The sequence below is a fragment of the Mycolicibacterium fallax genome (assembly GCF_010726955.1).
Classification (GTDB): domain Bacteria; phylum Actinomycetota; class Actinomycetes; order Mycobacteriales; family Mycobacteriaceae; genus Mycobacterium; species Mycobacterium fallax.
On the sequence record NZ_AP022603.1, the window covers coordinates 2697168 to 2713647 of the forward strand.

Genomic DNA, 16480 nt, shown 5'->3' on the forward strand with positions numbered 1-16480 from the left:
TGTGTTATGGGGTTATTGAGACAGAAGTGAAACCATCTGGCACGCTCGGGGCATGACGACGGATCGTCGGCCCTGGACGACACTGCGGATCGCGCTCATTGCGCTGGCCGCGGTGGCACTGCTGGCCGCCGCGATCACCGTCATGCACATTGCCCGGACCGCCGCTGCCGACGGCATCCGCGCGCAGTCCTTCACCGTCGGCGGCTGCGTGACGTTGCCGGCCTCCGGCGTCGCGCGGGCCGCGGTGTGCAGCGAGGATCCCAGCTACACCGTCGGCGCGGTCACCGCCGCCGGGGTGTCCTGCCCGAGCGCCGCCTACCAGCGCGCCGACGCCGACGACGCGCACACCCTGTGCCTGGTGCCCAACCTGGTCGCCGAGCACTGCTACCTGCTGAGCATGCCGATCGGCACCCTGGCCCGCAGCACCTGCGCGGCCGAAACCGAGTCCGGGGACGGGGTGCTGGTCCAGGTCACCGAGCGCCTCGAGGTGGCCGACGGCGACGCCTGCCGCGCCGGCGCCGGCGATCACGCCTGGCCGTATCCGACGCCGGCGCGTACCTACTGCACCCGCACCCTGCTCTGAGCGACTCAGAGCCCTGAGCGACTCAGACCAGATCGGCGACCGAACCCAACGGGATGGTCAGCCAGGCCGGCCGATGCCGGGCCTCATAGGCGGTCTCGTAGATCGCCTTGTCCAGCTGGTAGGCGGCCAGCAGTTCCGGCTCCGACCGCGGGTCCAGGCCCCCGCCGGCGACATAGCCCTGGCAGAACGCCTCCTCGTTTCGGCCGGTCCACTCCCGGGCGCGGGCCGCCAACTGCTTGTCCTGGGGATCCCCGCCCTGCCCGAGCAGCGGGTGATAGGCCGCGTACTCATAGGACCGCAGCATGCCGGCCACGTCCCGAAGTACCGAGTCCGGCCGCCTGCGCTGCTCCAGCGGGGTTCCCGGCTCGCCCTCGAAGTCGATCAGCAGCCAGTGCTCCGGGGTGCGCAACACCTGGCCCAGATGCAGGTCGCCGTGCACCCGCTGCACCGACATCGGCATCCCCGCCAGCGCCTCGAACCGCCGGCGCGCGGCGTCGGCGTACGGAACCAACTCCGGTGCGCGCGACACCGCGAACGCCAACCGGTCCAGCGCGGCGGCCACCGGAAACTCCCCCGGCGCGGTGCCCAGCCGCTCGGCGAGCACGGCGTGCACCGCGGCCACCGCGTGCCCGAGCCGGTGCGACTCCCCGGCGAAGTCGCCGCCCACCTCCTCGGCGTACAGATCGCCCTCGGCGTAGAGGTCCCGGGAGCTGGCGGTCGCCATGTCCCAGCCCTCCGAGGAGTTGGACGCGAACTCGGTCAGCATGCCCAGCGGGGCGGGCTGCCCCTCCCAGCGAATCTGGTAGGAGCCCAGCAGTCGGGCGACGTTCGGGCTGTGCGCCCGGCCCAGCACCCGGTTGAGTTCGACGTCCGGGTTGATCCCGGGGTTGACCCGGCGGAACACCTTGAGGATGGCGTGCTGGTGATAGATCACGCTGGTGTTGCTCTGTTCGGCGCTGGTCACTCGCGCCGGCGCGGCCGGGTCCAGTTGCGCGCCCGGTTCGGCGCTGAACGTCACGTCGCCGCGGACCGCGTCGGTGGCGAGCAGTTCCAGCAGCCGCGCGGCTGAATTCGGTTCATACAGCGCGTCGTAGCCGATCCGGGCACCGTCACTGCCGATGGTGGCGGTTTCGGCGTACTCGGCCAGCGGCTCACCGTCCCATCCCACGATCACCTGATAGCACTCGCTGCCGCCGTCGGCGTAGACCGCGTCGACGAGCATCAGGTCCAGGCCGTCGTCCAGCGCCACCACCACCGCCGGGTCCGCCGACACCAATTCGCGCCCGCGGCCGGCGAACCAGCGCCGGCTCGGCAGCCAATCCAGGAAGGGCAGGCTCATCGGGTCACCTCCTGCGGTGCATCGAGATTCAACAGTTCGAACCAGTAGAAGCCGTGCCCCGGCAGGGTGAGCAGGTAGGGCAGTTGCCCGATCCGCGGGAAGTGCACCCGGCCGGTCAGTTCCACCGGGGTGTGCCCGGACCAGGTCTGCAGGTCCAGCTCGATCGGCTGCGGGAAACGCGACAGGTTGTTGACGCACAACACCACATCGTTGCCGTCGGCATCGATCCGCAGGAACGCCAGCACCGACGGGTTGGAGCCGCCGAGTTCCAAGAACTGCCCGGTGGCAAACGCTTCGCGACGGCGGCGCACCGCCAGCATCCGCCGCGTCCAGTTCAACAGCGACGCCGAATTGTCGCGCTGCGCCTCGACATTGACCGACTGATAGCCGTACACGGCGTCCTGGTTGGGCGGCAGATACAGCCGGCCCGGGGTGGCGGTGGAGAACCCGGCGTTACGGTCGGGAGTCCACTGCATCGGGGTCCGCACCCCATCGCGGTCGCCGAGCCAGATGATGTCGCCCATCCCGATCTCGTCGCCGTAGTACAGCACCGGCGACCCCGGCAGCGACAACAGCAGCGCGGTGAACAGCTCAATCTGGTTGCGATCGTTGTCCAGCAGCGGCGCGAGCCGACGCCGGATCCCCACGTTCGCCTTCATCCGCGGGTCCTTCGCGTACTCGGCGTACATGTAGTCGCGTTCCTCGTCGGTGACCATCTCCAGGGTCAGCTCATCGTGGTTGCGCAGGAAGATGCCCCACTGCGCCGACTCCGGGATCTCGGGCGTCTGCGCCAGAATCTCCGAGATCGGGAACCGGGACTCCCGACGCACCGCCATGAAAATCCTTGGCATCAGCGGGAAATGGAACGCCATGTGGCATTCGTCGCCGCCGGTGGCCGGGTCGCCGAAGTACTCCACGACGTCGGCGGGCCATTGGTTGGCCTCGGCCAAGAGCACCCGTCCGGGATACTCGTCATCGATCACCTTGCGGCAGCGCTTCAGGAACGCGTGCGTCTCGGGCAGGTTCTCGCAGTTGGTGCCCTCCCGCTCAAACAGATACGGCACCGCGTCGAGGCGGAACCCGTCGATGCCGAGATCCAGCCAGAACCGCAGCACGTCGAGCATCGCCTCGGCGACCGCCGGATGGTCGTAGTTCAGGTCGGGTTGATGGGCAAAGAACCTGTGCCAGTAGAACTGTCGCCGCACCGGGTCGAAGGTCCAGTTGGACTCCTCGGTGTCGACGAAGATGATCCGGGCGTCGGTGTAGCGCTCGGCGGTGTCGCTCCACACGTAGTAGTCGCCGTAGGGTCCGGTCGGGTCGCGCCGGGACTCCTGGAACCAGGCGTGGGTGTCGGAGGTGTGGTTCATCACCAGGTCGGTGATGACCCGGATGCCGCGGCCGTGCGCGGCGTCGAGCAGCGCGACGAAATCCTCGACGGTGCCGAATTCCGTTAGCACGCGGTGGAAGTCGCGGATGTCGTAGCCGCCGTCGCGCAGCGGTGAGTCGTAGAACGGCGGCAACCAGAGGCAGTCCACGCCGAGCCACTTGAGGTAGTCCAGCCGTTCGATCAGCCCGCGCAGATCGCCGCAGCCGTCACCGTTGGAATCGTAGAAGGCGCGGACCAGGACCTCGTAGAACACCGCCTTCTTGAACCAGCTGGGGTCCGCGGGCAGCGCACGGGCGTGCGCGTAGTCCCCGGCGTCGGGCAACTCGACGATGCCGTGGCTGAGGTGGCTACCGTCGGATGCGCCCGGATTCATTGTTCCCATACTCGCCTTCGACCGTAGGCCGGTGCCACCGGTTTCGCCACCCGTACGCCAACTCAGCGCTCGGGGACCACCAGCAGTGGACCGGGCCGCACCCCGACCTTGACCCTGGTCCCGGGCGGAAATTCGCGGCCGCGCACGCTGCCGAGTTCGGCGATCAGCAAGGTGCCGTCGACGAGCACCACGTGCACCCGGGAGATCGGCCCGAGGAACGCGTTGGACTCCACCGTGCCGGGCCCGTCCGCGGCGGCCCGCAGCGCCAGCGCCTCCGGGCGGACCAGCGCCAGCCCCTCGCCCGCGGTGATCGAGCCCGGCTTGGTGGGCAGCGACACCCCCAGCAGCCGCGCGGTGCCGTCGGACACCGCCGCCGGAACGTAGTTGGACAGCCCGATGAAGTCGGCGACGAACGGGGTGGTCGGGTGCGCGTACAGCGCGGCCGGGGTGTCGATCTGCTCCAGGGTGCCGCCGTTGACGACGGCCACCCGGTCGGCCATCGCCAGCGCCTCTTCCTGATCGTGGGTGACGAACAGCGTGGTGATGCCGAGCTCCAGCTGGATGTGCCGGATCTGTTCGCGCAGCTGGGCCCGCACCTTGGCGTCCAGCGCCGAGAGCGGCTCGTCGAGCAGCAGCACCCGCGGTTCGATGGCCAGCGCCCGGGCCAGCGCGACCCGCTGCTGCTCTCCGCCGGAGAGCTGGTCGGCGAACTTGTCGGCGTGGTCGGCCAACCCGACCAGCTCGAGCATCTCGGCGGCCCGGCGCCGCCGGTCGGGGGCCGAGATGCCGCGCAGCTTGAGCCCGAACGCCACATTGTCCAGCGCGCTCAGGTGTGGGAACAGGCTGTAGGCCTGGAACACCATGCCCATGTCCCGCTTGTTTGCGGGCACCCCGGTGACGTCGGCGCCGTCGATCAGCACCCGGCCGGTGCTCGGCTCGTCGAGGCCGGCCACGATCCGCAGTGCGGTGGTCTTACCGCAGCCCGACGGGCCCAGCAGCGCCACAAACTCGCCGGGTTCGACGCGCAGGGTCAATCCGTCCAGGGCGCGCACCGCGCCGTAATGCCGGCCCAGCTCGACCAGGTCGACCGAAACACTCCTGCGCGCGGTCATCCGCCACCTCCCCGCGCCGCCACCGGCGCCCAGATCCGTCGGCCCCGGGTCAGCACGGCCAGCCCGGTCAGTAGTAGGAACCCGAAGATCAGCACCGCCAGCGAGGCGGCGACCGAGGTGGTCCCGTCGGTGGTGCTGACCGCCACGATCTCCACCTGCAGGGTCCGGTAGCCCAGCAGCGAGGCGATGGTGTATTCGCCGAACACCACCGCGGTGGCCACGAAGGCCGCCGACAGAATCCCGGACCAGATGTTGGGCACCACCACCCGCACGATCGCGGTCAGCCAGTTCGCCCCGAGCGAGCGGGCGACCTCCACCAGGGTGCGCAGTTCGGTGGCCGACAGCGCCACATCGAGTGCCCGGTAGCCGAACGGCAGCACCAAGATGACGTAGACGAAGGTCAGGGTGAACGGCGAATCGCCGAGCAGGTAGGTCACCCACAGGTACACGTTGCGCAGCCCGACGACGATCACCAGGGCCGGCACCACCAGCGGCAGCAGGCAGAGAAACTCCAGCAGTCCGCGGGCGCCCGGCGCGCGCAGCCGCACCCAGATCATCGTCGGCAGCAGCAGCGCGAGCAGCAGCGCGACGGTCAGCAGCGCCAGCCCCACCGACACCCCGACCGCGCCGTAGAGCGCCGGATCGGCGACCAGGTTCCCCCAGGCCGCCAGGGTGCGACCGCCGTTCCACAGGTCGCGGGTGGAGAAGTCGGCCATCGCGTACAGCGGGAAGCCGAAGAACAGCGCGAAGGCCGCAATCAACCCGGCCCGGACCCAGCGCTGCCCGGTCATGACAGCCACCGGGCGGTGCGGCGGACCAGGCGGGCGTAGCCGAACATCACCGCGGCGACGACGACGATCATCTCGCAGGCCAGCGCATAGGCCAGCCCGGTCTGCCCGAGCAGCACCTCGCTGGTCAGCGCGGAGCGAATCAGCAGCGGCACGATCGGGCTGCCCTGGGTGACCAGCGCCGCCGCGGTGGCGTAGGCGGCGAAGGCGTTGGCGAACAGCAGCAGCGTCGAACCCAGGAACACCGGCCACAGGATCGGGACAGCCACCTCGCGCCAGTACTGCCACTCCGAGGCGCCCAGCCCGACGGCGGCCTCCCGCCACTGCCGGCGCAGCCCATCCAGGGCGGGCAGGAACACCACCACCATCAGCGGGATCTGGAAGTAGGTGTAGACCAGGATCAGCCCGGGCATGCCGTAGAGGAACCCGCCGGCCAGCCCGAGCACCCCGAACGTCGCCATGAAGGCGAACGCCAGCGCGACGCCGCCGAACTGGGCCAGCACGCCGCACAGCGCCAGTCCCGCCCGGCGGACCGCCGACTCCGGCCGGGCGGCCACGATCAGCCAGGCCAGCACCGCGCCGAACACCGCACCGAGCAGCGCCGAGGCCAGGGACAGCAGCAGGCTGCGGCCCAGCGCGGCCAGCGCGGTCCCGGAGAACAACGCGCCGACGTTGGCACTCGACGGCGATCCGTCCACGATGAACGCGTTGACCAGCACCGTCACCGAGGGCACCACCAGGAAGATCCCGACGTAGCCGGCGAACGGCAGCAGCGGGAGCCACTGCCGGGCCAGGCCCGGCAGCCGGCGCACGGCCTGGCTCGACACGTCAGCCGACTGCCTTGGCCCAGTTGTCGACCAGGTATCTGGCCGCGGCGTCGGTCTGGGCCTGGGTGGGGATGGTGATCGGCCCGTCGATGGTCACCATCGTTTCGAAGGCCTTGCGGTCCAGCGTGCCCGCCATCATCATCACGTCGGCGCGGACCGGGCGGACCCCGCTGTGCGCCAGCAGGTTCTGGCCCTCGTCGCTGAAGATGAACTCCTGCCACAGCCGGGCGGCGGCCGGGTGCGGGGCGTCGGCGTTGATGGCCTGGAAGTAGTACCCGGCGACCGCGGCGTCGTTGGGCACGAAGATCCGCCAGCTCGGCAGCTTCTTGGATTCCTCGCCGTTGAGGTAGTTCCAGTCGATCACCACCGGCGTCTGCCCGGCCTCGATGGTCGCCGGGGTCGGGTCGACCGGCAGGAAGTTGCCCGCGGCGTTGAGTCGGGCGAAGAAGTCCACGCCCGGGGCGATGTCGTCGGCCGAGCCGCCGTTGGCGACGGCGGCCATCAGCACCCCGGAGAAGCCGGCGCCGGCCTGGGTGGGGTCGCCGTTGAGCGCGACCCTGCCCTTGAACTCGGGTTTGAGCAGATCGTCGACGGCGGTGACCGCCGGGACCTTCGCGGAGTCGTAGCCGATCGACATGAACCCGCCGTAGTCAGCGACCCAACGGCCCTCGGGGTCCTTCAGCTTGTCCATGATGTCGTCGAAGGTGGCGACCCGATAGGGCGCGAACTTGTCCACGTTCGCCAGCGTGACGGCCTGGCCCAGGTCGAACACGTCCGGCGCGGCGCTCTTGCCGCGCAGCTGGACCGCGGCGTTGATCTCCTCCTGGCTGTTGGCGTCGGGCAGCGTGGAGTTGACCTTGATCCCGTACTTCTCGCTGAATCGGGCGATGATGGTGCCGTAGTTGGCCCAGCCCGGCGGCAGCGCGATGACGTTGAGCTCGCCCTCGGCCTTGGCGGCGGCCACCAGGGCGTCCATCCCACCGAAGTCGGCGGCCGAGGTCGCGGTGGCCGCGGCCCCGGTGTCGGATTTCCGCTCCGGCGGGGCGCAGCCGCCGAGCGCGACCAGGACGATCAGCGTCGCGGCCAGCGCGACGGACCTGAGCCGGGCCGTCCTCATCGCCATACCCAAACCTTCATGCCCATACCCAAACACAACGCGGCGCCCGGGAGCCAACCCGGCGCAAAGAAACCGGACCCCCCACCCAAAGGGGTGGGGGGTCCGGCCGTTGAGCGTGTGGGCTTAGCCGCCCAGCATGACGCGCTGCAGGTCAGGCTTCATCGCCTGCAGTTCGCGGCCCCAGTAGGCCCAGTTGTGGGTGCCGTTGTCCGGGAAGTTGAACACACCGTTGGTACCACCGGCAGCGATGTAGTTGTCGCGGAAGGTGACGTTGGTGCGGATGGTCAGGCCCTCCAGGAAGGTCGCCGGCAGGTCGCCGCCGCCCAGCTCGTTGGGCTGGCCGTTACCGCAGTAGATCCAGATGCGGGTGTTGTTGGCGACGATGGTCGGGATCTGCACCATCGGGTCGTTGCGCTGCCAGGCGTTGTTCGGGTCGCCCGTCGAGCCCCACATGTCGTCGGCCTTGTAGCCGCCGGCGTCACCCATCGAGATGTTGATCAGGAAGGGCCACCAGCCCTCGGACGGGTTCAGGAAGCCCGACATCGAGGAGGCGTAGGTGAACTGGTTCGGGTGGTAGACCGACAGCGTCAGCGCGGCCGAGCCGGCCATCGACAGACCGATCGCGGCGTTGTTGCTCGCGCTGACCCCACGGTTGGCCGACAGCCAGCCGGGCAGCTCGGAGGTCAGGAAGGTCTCCCACTTGTAGGTCTGGCAACCGGCCTTGCCGCAGGCCGGCTTGTACCAGTCGGCGTAGAAGCTGGACTGGCCACCGACCGGCATGACCATGGACAGGCCCGAGTCGACGTACCACTCGAACGCGGCGGTGTTGATGTCCCAGCCGTTGTAGTCGTCCTGAGCACGCAGGCCGTCGAGCATGTAGACGGCCGGGGAGCCCTCGCCACCACTCTGGAACTGCACGCGGATGTCGCGGCCCATCGAGGGCGACGGCACGTCCAGGTACTCGACCGGCAGGCCGGGACGGGAGAAGGCGCCCGCGGTGGCGGTCTCTCCGACCAGGCCGACCAGACCCGGCAGCGTGGCGGCGGTCACCGCCGCGACGGTCGCCCGTCGGGCCCATTTTCCACGGAGCTTATGAACGAGATTCATCCTTGCTTTCCAGCCGTTCCTGTTGTTCGCGACGCAGTTCCGCCGCTTCTCCACTGCTTTTCCGCATCCGTTGCGAAAAGCCCTTACGTACGAAGTTGTGGCAAGCACCCACCGCACTCCTTGCCAGCTGACCCTAACAGGGACCAGCCGTGCGGTAAAAGCCGCAGGCGCTCCGGTGAGGACATCGTCGCGGGAGGGTCCCGGCGTTACACGGCGCCGGGGGAGCCGCCCCGGCAGCTCCGCGCCGGCCCACCGTCACCGCTTCAAATTACTCGATGACCAGCATGAATGCGAACGGCGCCGGCGATGGTGGCGGTTGCGCGGCGACCGAACCGGTGACGGGGTCGGCGCCCGGTGTGGGAAATTCCACTCACTACGGCGCAGACCCGGGTGGCCGATGGCCCGCCGATCGTTATCCGGCCTTTGCCGGGACTTGACCGACTCGTCGTCGGAACCGCCGGCCGGCCTCGCAATGTCCACCGGGCCGGGCACGCCGGGCGGTAACGAATTTCGGTCCGGCGCCGACCAACAGGGAGCAGCAAGGCTGAGCCACTACCATCGGTGGTTCACCCCACGTCGAAGGGACTGCAAACCGATGCGCCGAAGTGTGCGTTCCGTGATCGTCCTGCTGGCGACCCTGACCCTGGCGTTGCTGGGATCTGCGCCCGTCGGCGGAGCCGCGGTGTCCACCGCGCCGAATGTGCCGATCCGGGAGATCCAGCCGGTCGCGGGTTCGACCGTCGGTGTCGCACACCCGGTGATCGTCAGCTACGGCGCCCCGGTGCCGGTGACCGCGCGCGCCGCGGCCGAGCGGTCGATCAGGATCACCGCGCCGGCCAACGCGACGGGCCGCTACGAGTGGCTCGACGATGCGACCGTGCAGTTCGTGCCCGACGAGTACTGGCCCGCGCACTCGCAGATCAGCGCGACCGTCGGCAATGTGCCGCTGAACTTCAACACCGGCGCGGCGGTGCTGGGCGTGGTGTCGATCTCGAATCACACCTTCACCGTCAGCATCGACGGCGTGACGGCCCGCAAGATGCCCGCGTCGATGGGCAAGCCGAAGTTCCCCACCCCGGTCGGTGAATTCACCGTGCTCGGCAAGGAGAACCCGGTGGTGATGGACTCGCGCACCATCGGCATCCCGCTGAGCGATCCCGAGGGCTACAAGCTGACCGTCAACTACGCGGTCCGGATCACCTGGGGCGGGGTGTACGTGCACTCCGCACCGTGGTCGGTCGGTCAGCAGGGCTACTCCAACGTCAGCCACGGCTGCATCAACCTCAGCCCGGACAACGCCGCCTGGTACTACAACACCGTCGGGCTGGGCGATCCGGTGGTCGTCAACTCCTGAGCCCGGCGATCCAGAACCCGCGGGTCAGGATCCCGCGGCTTCAGGACGCCGAGATGGCGTGCTCGGGGCAGGCCGCGACGGCGTCGTTGACCGCGTTGACGAATTCCTCGGGCACCTCGGTGTCGATCGCCTCGGCGTAGCCGTCGTCGGTGAGGGTGAACACCTCCGGGCAGATCGCCACGCAGGCGCCGTGCCCGCGGCACAGCGAATCGTTGACCGCGGCCTTCACGACGCGTCCTCGGCGGCAGCGTCCTCGGCGACAGCGACCTCCAGGTGCAGGTCGGTCAGGCCACGCAGGATGAACGTCGGCACGTAGTTGAATCGGCGCGCGCCGGGTGCCCCGTGGTGGTCTTCGGACAGCCGGATCTCGGTGGTGGCCGCCAGCAGCCGGTCCAGGGCCACCTTGGCCTCGGCCCGGGCCAGCGGGGCGCCGGGGCAGCTGTGCGGGCCGCGGCCGAAGGAGATGTGCCTGCGCGCGTTGGATCGGTCGACGTCGAAGGTGTCCGGGTTCTCGAACTGCCGGGGATCGCGGTTGGCCGCGCCGTTCATCACCATCACGGTGGCGCCGGCCGGGACCTCGACCCCGCCGACCACGGTGGCCCGCCGGGCCAGCCGGAAATCGCCCTTGACCGGGCTCTCGATCCGCAGCGTCTCCTCGATGAAGTTCGGGATGCGGCTCGGCTCGCTGCGCAGCAGCTGCTGCAGTTCGGGGTCGTCGGCCAGGATCTTCAGCGCGGTGCTCAGCAGCCGGACGGTGGTTTCCTGGCCGGCGGTGTAGAGGTTGGCCGCGATGCGCACCACGTCCATCACCTCCGGGGTGGAGCCGTCCGGGAAGGTGGCGTTCGCCATCTCGGTCAGCGCGTCGTCGCGCGGGTTGGCCCGGCGGTCGGCGATGTAGTGGGAGAACTTCTCGTAGAGGTATTCCAGCGGGCTGTGGCCGATGGTTCCGCTGGAGGTGCTGCCGACGCCGCCGCCGCTGCCCTGGTGGCTCATCTTGGCGGCGAACTCGGCGCGGTCCTCCTCGGGCACCCCGAGCAGGTCGGCGATGATCGCCAGGGTGAACGGCTGGGCGAAGTCGGCGATGTAGTCGCCGCCGCCGGCACTCAGGTACGGCGCCAGCGCCGCGTCGGCGTGCGCCCACATGAAGTCCTCGTTGGCCTTGAGCCGCTTCGGGGTGATCAGGCCCATCAGCAGCGCCCGGTGATCGGTGTGCTTGGGCGGGTCCATCACGGTGACCTGGTCACTGAACGGCAGCTGCTCGCGGTATTGCTCGATGAGGTCGGAGACGTCCTCGGCGGCGCCCTCGATCTGGATCGGGAAACCCGGGAAGGGCCCGGTCACCGCGGTGCACGAGGAGAACGTCTCGGCGTCGCCGAACACCGCCACCGCCTCCTCGTAGCCGGTGACGACCATGACGTTCTGATGCGGCTCCCGGCGCACCGGGCAACCCTGGCGCATCGCCTCCATGTACGGGTAGGGGTCGGCGACCAGGTTCGTATCGGTGAAGAAGTTGAGCTCTTCGAGTTCGGGCATCCGCCGGTTCCTCCCAGTGATAACTTTACGATCGACTAGCACGCTACTATACGATCGTAAAGGAGATGTCCGGGTTCGAGAAGAGGAGACGCCGTTGTCGACCGCGACCCCTTCCCGCACCGACGGCGCGGGCGACACCCGGGGCCGGCTGATCGAGGTCGCCATCGACCTGTTCACCCGGCACAGCTTCGCGGGCACCTCGCTGCAGATGATCGCCGACGAGCTCGGCTTCACCAAAGCCGCCATCTACCACCACTTTCGGACCCGCGAGCAGCTGCTCGACGCGGTGATCGGCCCGATCCTGGACCGGCTGCGCGAGGTGATCGAGGAGGCCGAGGGGCTGCGCGGCACGCACGCCCGGGCCGATCACCTGCTGACCGGGTTCGCCGAGTTGGCCGTCAGCCATCGCGCGGTCCCGGTGCTGGCCGCAGATCCCGCGGTGGCGCTGCTGCTGCGCGCCAACAGCGACTGGAACGACCTGATCGAGCGCCAGCTGGCCCTGCTGTCTGTCGACGAACCGGCCCCGGCCGGGGCGGTCCGGGCCTCGGTCGTACTGGCCGGCATCGCCGGCGCCTCCGGCCCCGCCTTCGACGAGCTGGACCGCGACGAACTGCGCGATCAGCTCATCGCCACCGGCCGCCGGGCCCTGGGCCTGCGCACCCCCCGCTCCCCCGCTCGAACCCGAAAGGAACAGCACTGATGTCAGCAGCCCCCAGCACCCCCCGGATCGCCCTGGTCACCGGCGGAGGCTCCGGTATCGGCAAGGCCATCGTGGCGCGGCTGGCCGCCGACGGCCACCGGGTCGCCACCCTCGACCTGGTCCCCGGCGACGGCGAGTTCGCCTACACCGCCGACGTCACCGACCGCGGCCAGATCGACGCCGCGCTGGCGCAGATCCACCAGCAGCTCGGGCCGGTCGGGATCCTGGTGAACGCGGCGGGGCTGGACGGCTTCAAGCCGTTCCTGAAGATCTCGTTCGAGGACTGGCAGCGGGTGGTCAACGTCAACCTGCACGGGGTGTTCCACATGTGCCAGGCCGTGCTGCCGGAGATGCTCGCCGCCGGCTGGGGCCGGATCGTGAACATCTCCTCATCCAGCACGCATTCCGGCACGCCGTATATGTCGCACTACGTCTCGGCGAAGTCGGGGGTCAACGGGCTGACCAAGTCGCTGGCCCTGGAGTTCGGGCCGCAAGGGGTCACCGTCAACGCCGTGCCGCCGGGCTTCATCGACACCCCGATGCTGCGCAAGGCCGCCGACAAGGGCTACCTCGGCGACATCGAGAAGACCATCGAGGCCACCCCGGTCCGCCGGATCGGCCGGCCCGAGGACATTGCCGCGGCGGTGGCATTCCTGGCCTCGGAGGAGGCCGGGTACATCACCGGCCAGATTCTCGGCGTCAACGGCGGCCGTAACACCTGAGTCGCCGCGGCCGGTCTGCACAATTGAGGCCGCCGGCGGGGGCCCAAGTGGATTATCCCGCTGGACCCCCGCGCAGCGCCCATTTGTGCAGACCCTGCGGTCAGAAACCGGGGATGATCACCGCGTTGCAGTTCGCCGCGGCCTGGCGCAGCTTGGCGGCGGCCTGGTAGGCGTCGGAGTAGTACCAGGCCTTGGCCGCCTCGACCGACTCGAACTCCATCACCACGGTCTGGCCGACCCAGTCGCCCTCGATCACCTCGGCCTGCGGGGCGACCGCGAGCACCTTGACGTCGGGGGTCATCGCACCGGCGGCGGTCTTCGCGTATTCCTTGAAGCCCTCCGGGTCGGTGATGTCCTCGGTAACGATGATGTAGGCCTTAGCCATCTCTCTCCTCAAACTGAAAAGCTGACAGTACGTTTTACGAGAATCCCGCTCTCAAATACTGTCACGCCATTTCCGTGCGGCTTCGACCACCCTCGACGCCGCGATGGAACGTGTTCTAGATTGCAGGGTGTCGCACGCGAACGCGCGCGACCGCGAGCCGAGGAGGATCATGGCCGACACCGCAACTGACCCGGTGACCTTCGACCTGAGCACGGTTTTTCGCACCATCGCCGCGACGATCCCCGATCATGAGGTGCTGGTCTGGCGCGACCGGCGGTTCAGCTATGCACAGTTGGCCGCGCGGGTCGACGGCGTGGCCAACTACCTCGCCAGCCAGGGCCTGGGCGCCCACGCCGAGCGCCCCGAGTTGGCCGGCCACGAGTCCGGCCAGGACCACATCGGGCTGTACCTGCGCAACGGCAACGAATACCTGGAGTCGATGATCGCCGGCTACCACGCCCGCGTCGCGCCCTTCAACGTGAGCTACCGCTATGTCGAGGAGGAGCTGCTCTATCTGCTCACCGACAGCCGGGCCGCCGCGCTGGTCTATAACGCCGAGTTCGCCCCGCAGGTCGCCCACATCCGCGACCAGCTGCCCGACCTGAAGGTGCTCATCCAGGTCGCCGACGAGTCCGGCAACGAGTTGCTGCCCGGAGCGGTGGACTACGAGTCGATCGTGTCCACCCCGGCCCCGGCCGGCGGCCTGCCCGCACCGGTCGGCGACGACCTCTACGTGCTCTACACCGGCGGCACCACCGGCATGCCCAAGGGCGTGCTGTGGCGTCAGCACGACATCTTCGTCTCCGCGATGGGTGGTCGGCCGTTCGGCAGCCCCGATGCGCTGGGCTCCTACACCGAGCTGGCCGACCGGGTCCGCGCCGCGGCCGGGCACATGTCGCTGCTGATGCTGCCGCCGCTGATGCACGGCGCCGCACAGTGGGCCGCCTACAACATCATGACCATGGGTGGCCGGCTGGTGATCCCCGACGACGTGGAACGGATGCGCCCCGACGAGGTGCTGCGGCTGATCGAGCGGGAGAAGGTCGTCAGCATCCCGGTGGTCGGCGACGCGATGGCCCGTCCGCTGGCCGACGAGATCGAAAAGGGCGGCTACGACCTGTCGTGTCTGGTGTCGATCACCAACGGCGGCGCGCCGCTGTCCCCGGCGGTCCGGGACCGGCTGCGCGCGGCGCTGCCGCATGTCCTGTTGATGGATGCCGTCGGCTCCTCGGAGGGCGGCCAGCAGATGAGCACCGTGCTCGGCGACGACGCCACCCATTCGGCGGTCTTCACCCCGCAGGCCGACACCACCATCGTGACCGCCGACTACCGCCGGGTGCTGACCGTCGACGACGAGGAGGACACCGGCTGGCTGGCCCGCCGTGACCTGATTCCGCTCGGCTACCTCGGCGACGCCGACAAGACCGCGCGCACCTTCCCGACCATCGACGGGGTGCGCTGGTCGGTGCCCGGTGACAAGGCCCGCTATCTGCCCGACGGCCGTATCGAGCTGCTGGGCCGCGACTCGGTGACCATCAACTCCGGCGGCGAGAAGATCTTCGCCGAGGAGGTGGAGCGCGCGGTCGCCTCGCACCCGGCGATCTACGACGTCGTGGTGGTGGGCCGGCCCTCGGGGCGCTGGGGTTCGGAGGTGGTCGCGGTCGTGCAGCTCGCCGAGGGGGCGACGGCCACGGACGAGGAGCTGGCCGAGGTGTGCGGCACCCACATCGCCCGCTACAAGGTGCCCAAGGCCTTCATCCGCACCGCGAAGGTGGTGCGCTCACCCGCGGGAAAGGCCGACTACCGCTGGGCCAAGGAGCTCGCCGCCCAGGCCTGACCCGCGGCGCCGAACCCCGGCGTGCCTCAACCGCGCAGCGGCCGGCCCGCCGTCTCTGCCAGCGTCAGCACCGCGGCCAGTGAAATGACCGCCGCCGCAACGATGTAGTACGCCGGCGACAGCGGGTTGGCGGTGGCGCCGGTCAGCCAGGTGACGGCGTAGGGCGTGGTGCCGCCGAACACCGCCACGCACAGGTTGTAACCGACCGCGAAGCCGCTGTAGCGCACCCGGGTGGCGAACAGCTCAACCCCGGCCGACACCGCGGCGCTGATGTAGACGCACTCCACCAGCGCCAGGCCGATGTGCGCGGTGATCGCCGCGGCCAGTGATCCCGAATTCAGCAGCAGGAACAGCGGATAGCCGAGCACCGCGAAGCCGACCGATCCGGCGATCAGCAGCGGGCGGCGGCCGATCCGGTCCGACAGCGCGGCCAGCGGCAGGATCACCACGATCGCGACCAGGCAGGCCAGCGTGCTGGAGACGAACGCGTCGGTCGTGGAGAACCCGAGGTTCTTGATGAAGTAGGTCGGCAAGTAGGTGAACACCACGTAGTAGCCGACGTTGAACACCACGAACACCCCGATGACGGCCAGGATCTGCCGCCAGGAGCTCCGGACCGCCTCGCGCAGTGGCGATTTCGCGATGTTGTCGGCGGCGTCGAGCTCCTTGAACTGCGGGGTGTCGTCAAGCCGCACCCGGATGTAGAGCCCGACCAGCCCCAGCGGCCCGGCGATCAGAAACGGGATGCGCCAGCCGTAGGACGCCATCTGCGCGGTCGTCAGCCACGCCGAGAGCGCGGTCACCGTCGCCGATCCGAGCAGGAAGCCGACGACGCCGGACCACACCATGAAGGTGACGGTCCGGCCGCGGTTACGGACCCCGCCGTACTCGGCGAGATAGACCGCGCCGCCGCCGTATTCGCCGCCGGCGGAGAAACCCTGCAGGCAGCGCAGCACCAGCAGCAGCACCGGCGCCAGCACCCCGATCCCGGCGTAGGTGGGCAGCAGCCCAATGGCCAGGGTGGCCGCCGACATCAGCAGGATGACCAGTGCCAGCACCCGGTGCCGGCCGATCCGGTCGCCGAGCGGGCCGAACACGAACCCGCCCAGCGGGCGCATGAAGAAGGCCGCCGCGAAGATCGCAAAGGTGTTCAGCAGCGCCGCGGTGTCGTTACCGGCCGGGAAGAAGTTGGCCGCGATGTGGGTGGCCAGGAAGCCGTAGATGGCGAAGTCGAACCATTCCACGGCGTTGCCGATAGAGGCACCGGCGATGACCCGCCGCAGGGTCACGGGCGCGGTGTCGGTGATCCCGGACAT

The 16480-nt window shown here is 69.4% G+C and carries 16 protein-coding genes; 5 read left to right on the forward strand and 11 right to left on the reverse strand.

Going from position 1 to position 16480, the window contains the following annotated elements; all coding sequences use genetic code 11:
* Positions 1–52 precede the first annotated feature (52 nt).
* Positions 53–583 carry a hypothetical protein gene (locus G6N10_RS12860; RefSeq protein ID WP_085098759.1) on the forward strand — a complete coding sequence of 177 codons (531 nt, stop codon included), beginning with the start codon at positions 53–55 and terminating at the stop codon, positions 581–583.
* Between the two features lie 22 nt (positions 584–605).
* Here G6N10_RS12860 and G6N10_RS12865 read toward each other — a convergent pair whose 3' ends face one another.
* The 7 genes from G6N10_RS12865 to G6N10_RS12895 form a co-directional block, all read right to left on the reverse strand.
* Positions 606–1922: a maltokinase N-terminal cap-like domain-containing protein gene (locus G6N10_RS12865; protein ID WP_085098762.1), complete on the reverse strand. Its 1317-nt coding sequence runs from the start codon at positions 1920–1922 to the stop codon at positions 606–608.
* Positions 1919–3682: a maltose alpha-D-glucosyltransferase gene (treS, locus tag G6N10_RS12870; protein ID WP_179962836.1), complete on the reverse strand. Its 1764-nt coding sequence runs from the start codon at positions 3680–3682 to the stop codon at positions 1919–1921. The genes G6N10_RS12865 and treS overlap by 4 nt, the downstream gene beginning before the upstream one ends.
* A gap of 62 nt (positions 3683–3744) precedes the next feature.
* Positions 3745–4794 carry an ABC transporter ATP-binding protein gene (locus G6N10_RS12875; RefSeq protein ID WP_085098769.1) on the reverse strand — a complete coding sequence of 350 codons (1050 nt, stop codon included), beginning with the start codon at positions 4792–4794 and terminating at the stop codon, positions 3745–3747.
* Complete coding sequence (locus tag G6N10_RS12880) at positions 4791–5585, reverse strand: ABC transporter permease (protein ID WP_085098772.1); 795 nt, start codon at positions 5583–5585, stop codon at positions 4791–4793. The genes G6N10_RS12875 and G6N10_RS12880 overlap by 4 nt, the downstream gene beginning before the upstream one ends.
* Positions 5582–6409, reverse strand: a complete 828-nt coding sequence (locus G6N10_RS12885; RefSeq protein ID WP_234810630.1) for an ABC transporter permease — start codon at positions 6407–6409, stop codon at positions 5582–5584. The genes G6N10_RS12880 and G6N10_RS12885 overlap by 4 nt, the downstream gene beginning before the upstream one ends.
* Position 6410: 1 nt before the next feature.
* On the reverse strand, positions 6411–7526 hold the full coding sequence (locus tag G6N10_RS12890; RefSeq protein WP_085098860.1) for an ABC transporter substrate-binding protein: 1116 nt from the start codon (positions 7524–7526) through the stop codon (positions 6411–6413).
* A gap of 123 nt (positions 7527–7649) precedes the next feature.
* A complete protein-coding gene (locus G6N10_RS12895) occupies positions 7650–8633 on the reverse strand; it encodes an esterase family protein (RefSeq protein ID WP_085098775.1) in 984 nt (327 codons plus the stop codon).
* Positions 8634–9228: 595 nt separating this feature from the next.
* Here G6N10_RS12895 and G6N10_RS12900 point away from each other — a divergent pair.
* Entirely contained in the window at positions 9229–9987 is a 759-nt protein-coding gene (locus tag G6N10_RS12900) for a L,D-transpeptidase (protein ID WP_085098778.1), read from the forward strand.
* A 40-nt stretch (positions 9988–10027) separates the two neighbouring features.
* On the opposite strand, the gene G6N10_RS12905 is transcribed toward G6N10_RS12900, so the two are convergent.
* Together G6N10_RS12905 and G6N10_RS12910 are read right to left on the reverse strand one after the other, a co-directional pair.
* Positions 10028–10216 carry a ferredoxin gene (locus G6N10_RS12905; RefSeq protein WP_085098780.1) on the reverse strand — a complete coding sequence of 63 codons (189 nt, stop codon included), beginning with the start codon at positions 10214–10216 and terminating at the stop codon, positions 10028–10030.
* A complete protein-coding gene (locus tag G6N10_RS12910) occupies positions 10213–11520 on the reverse strand; it encodes a cytochrome P450 (RefSeq protein ID WP_085098783.1) in 1308 nt (435 codons plus the stop codon). Before G6N10_RS12910 ends, G6N10_RS12905 begins: the two co-directional genes overlap by 4 nt.
* Positions 11521–11614: 94 nt before the next feature.
* On the opposite strand from G6N10_RS12910, the gene G6N10_RS12915 reads away from it, so the two are divergent.
* Together G6N10_RS12915 and G6N10_RS12920 are read left to right on the forward strand one after the other, a co-directional pair.
* Entirely contained in the window at positions 11615–12220 is a 606-nt protein-coding gene (locus tag G6N10_RS12915; RefSeq protein ID WP_085098785.1) for a TetR/AcrR family transcriptional regulator, read from the forward strand.
* Positions 12220–12942 (forward strand): SDR family NAD(P)-dependent oxidoreductase, encoded by a 723-nt coding sequence (locus G6N10_RS12920; protein WP_085098788.1) that lies wholly within the window; start codon positions 12220–12222, stop codon positions 12940–12942. Before G6N10_RS12915 ends, G6N10_RS12920 begins: the two co-directional genes overlap by 1 nt.
* A 100-nt stretch (positions 12943–13042) precedes the next feature.
* Here the strand turns inward: G6N10_RS12920 and G6N10_RS12925 are convergent, their stop codons facing one another.
* Positions 13043–13327, reverse strand: coding sequence for a DUF1330 domain-containing protein (locus tag G6N10_RS12925; RefSeq protein WP_085098791.1), 285 nt, complete (start codon positions 13325–13327; stop codon positions 13043–13045).
* 169 nt (positions 13328–13496) lie between these two features.
* Here G6N10_RS12925 and G6N10_RS12930 point away from each other — a divergent pair, with 169 nt between their 5' ends.
* Entirely contained in the window at positions 13497–15164 is a 1668-nt protein-coding gene (locus G6N10_RS12930; protein ID WP_085098794.1) for an acyl-CoA synthetase, read from the forward strand.
* 26 nt (positions 15165–15190) lie between these two features.
* On the opposite strand, the gene G6N10_RS12935 is transcribed toward G6N10_RS12930, so the two are convergent.
* Positions 15191–16480, reverse strand: coding sequence for an MFS transporter (locus G6N10_RS12935; RefSeq protein WP_085098797.1), 1290 nt, complete (start codon positions 16478–16480; stop codon positions 15191–15193).